3 protein-coding genes are annotated in these 1,829 nt (G+C 42.2%); all 3 read left to right on the forward strand.

Annotation, left to right across the window (positions count from 1 at the left end):
- Positions 1–536 (forward strand): B12-binding domain-containing radical SAM protein (locus IJN28_01495; protein ID MBQ6712447.1); only part of this gene is annotated, 536 nt, incomplete at its 5' end.
- Complete coding sequence (pgeF, locus tag IJN28_01500; GenBank protein MBQ6712448.1) at positions 527–1,351, forward strand: peptidoglycan editing factor PgeF; 825 nt, start codon at positions 527–529, stop codon at positions 1,349–1,351. The genes IJN28_01495 and pgeF, both read left to right, overlap by 10 nt.
- A 161-nt stretch (positions 1,352–1,512) precedes the next feature.
- Positions 1,513–1,829, forward strand: a 317-nt coding sequence (locus tag IJN28_01505) for a hypothetical protein (protein ID MBQ6712449.1), incomplete at its 3' end; no start/stop codon positions are given.

Genomic DNA, 1,829 nt, shown 5'->3' on the forward strand with positions numbered 1-1,829 from the left:
ACGAAACAGATGAAGATATTGATGCCATTATTGCACTTGCAAAAAATCTGCAAACATATATGCGTGAACATGGCAGTAAAGGAACGTTGTCACTCAGCGTGAATCCTTTTATTCCCAAACCATTCACACCATTTCAATGGCTTCCTATGGCAGACAAAAAATCTGTCGAACAGAAGTTAAAGCATCTGCAAAAATCGCTCCAATCCGAGAAAAAGATCCAAGTACTCATCGAATCACCGAAAGAAGCCTATGTACAAGGTATCCTTGCACGCGGTGACCGTCGTCTTGGTGAAGTATTGCTGTCTGCAATAGAGGCGGGCGGAGCAAAAGCCTTTATGCGGGCGTTGAAATCTGCTGATCTAAAAGATGAATTTTATCTCTATCGTTTACGCGAGAAAGAAGAGATTTTCCCATGGTTTCATTTGGATATGAAAGTAACGCCCGAGTATCTCTGGCATGAATTGGAGAAGGCGAAACAACGTATGCATACACTTCGTTGTTTCGACGGCTGCAGGAGGTGCGGTGTATGTCAATAAATGATACCTATATCACACGCTATGCCCCAAACGGGATATGGTACGGACAATTCACTCACTTTCCCGATTTTGTAACGCAAGCTGTATCGACACGATTCGGAGGATATAGTCAAAACGGTGATTTAAATTTGGCGCTCCATACAGGTGATGATCCCGACCATGTTATTCAAAACAGAAAGAAGTTCTGCCATGCTATCGGTCTTTCTGACGACAGAATCGTTACGCCACAGCAAGTCCACGGAGAGCGGATCGTCTATGTTACCGAAAAAGATCGCGGACGTGGTGTATGGAGCTACACTGATGCAATCTCTGATTGTGATGCACTTATTACCGATCGTCCAAACGTTGCACTTTTCTTATGTTTTGCCGATTGCGTGCCTATTCTTTTGGTTGATCCCGTCAACCGCGCCATCGGTCTAAGCCATGCAGGTTGGAAAGGCACCGCGAAGAAGATAGGGCAGAAGACCCTTCTTCAAATGCAAGCCCGTTTTGGCACCAAGCCTCAAAATTGCCTTATCGGTATCGCACCGTCGATCGGTGCGTGCTGCTATGAAGTAGACGATCATGTCGTCAACGAATTCCGCAAAGAATATGTATCGCTTGATACATTTCTGACACCGAGTGATGAGCAAGGAAAATACCATCTCAACTTATGGCAGGCCAATCGCCTGCAACTGGAAGAGATCGGCGTACCGTCTGCCAATATCGTATCAGCCGATATCTGCACATCTTGCAATGCCAAAATTCTCTTTTCCTATCGTGCTGAACAAGGTAAAACAGGCAGGATCGCCGCTGTACTTGCTATCAAGGAATAAAGAAGAATAAAAGGTAACTATGCTAATCTTTAGATAGTTACCTTTTTACTTTTATTATCTTCCTAAAAACAGACTTATTTTATAAGAATTTAAGAAAGACTTTAAAAATCACAAGGATTTTTACATTATATGTAGAATTTTATTTTGATAGGGGTGATTCAATGACTAAGACATTACCGAAAAAGCGCACAAAAAAATCACGCTTTTCTTGGAAATTTAATATGGAACCAAAAATGAAACATGAGCTTTTAGGATTCCTCTTTTCGGGATTGGGGATCTTTGCACTCTTATCGTTTTTTGGATTTGATTGCGGTAGTTTGGGCACGCTTTGTAATAAAATGCAACTCCACGCCTTTGGTGTTGGAGCAATTGCTGTTCCTACCGTCTTGATTCTGCTCGGTTTGCGCTATCTTGTTAATAAAAAACCAATCGTATGCTCGATGAAATCTCTGGGTTTCTTATTGTTATACATATCAGC

The organism is Selenomonadales bacterium (assembly GCA_017442105.1).
In the GTDB taxonomy this organism is placed as follows: Bacteria; Bacillota; Negativicutes; order RGIG982; family RGIG982; genus RGIG982.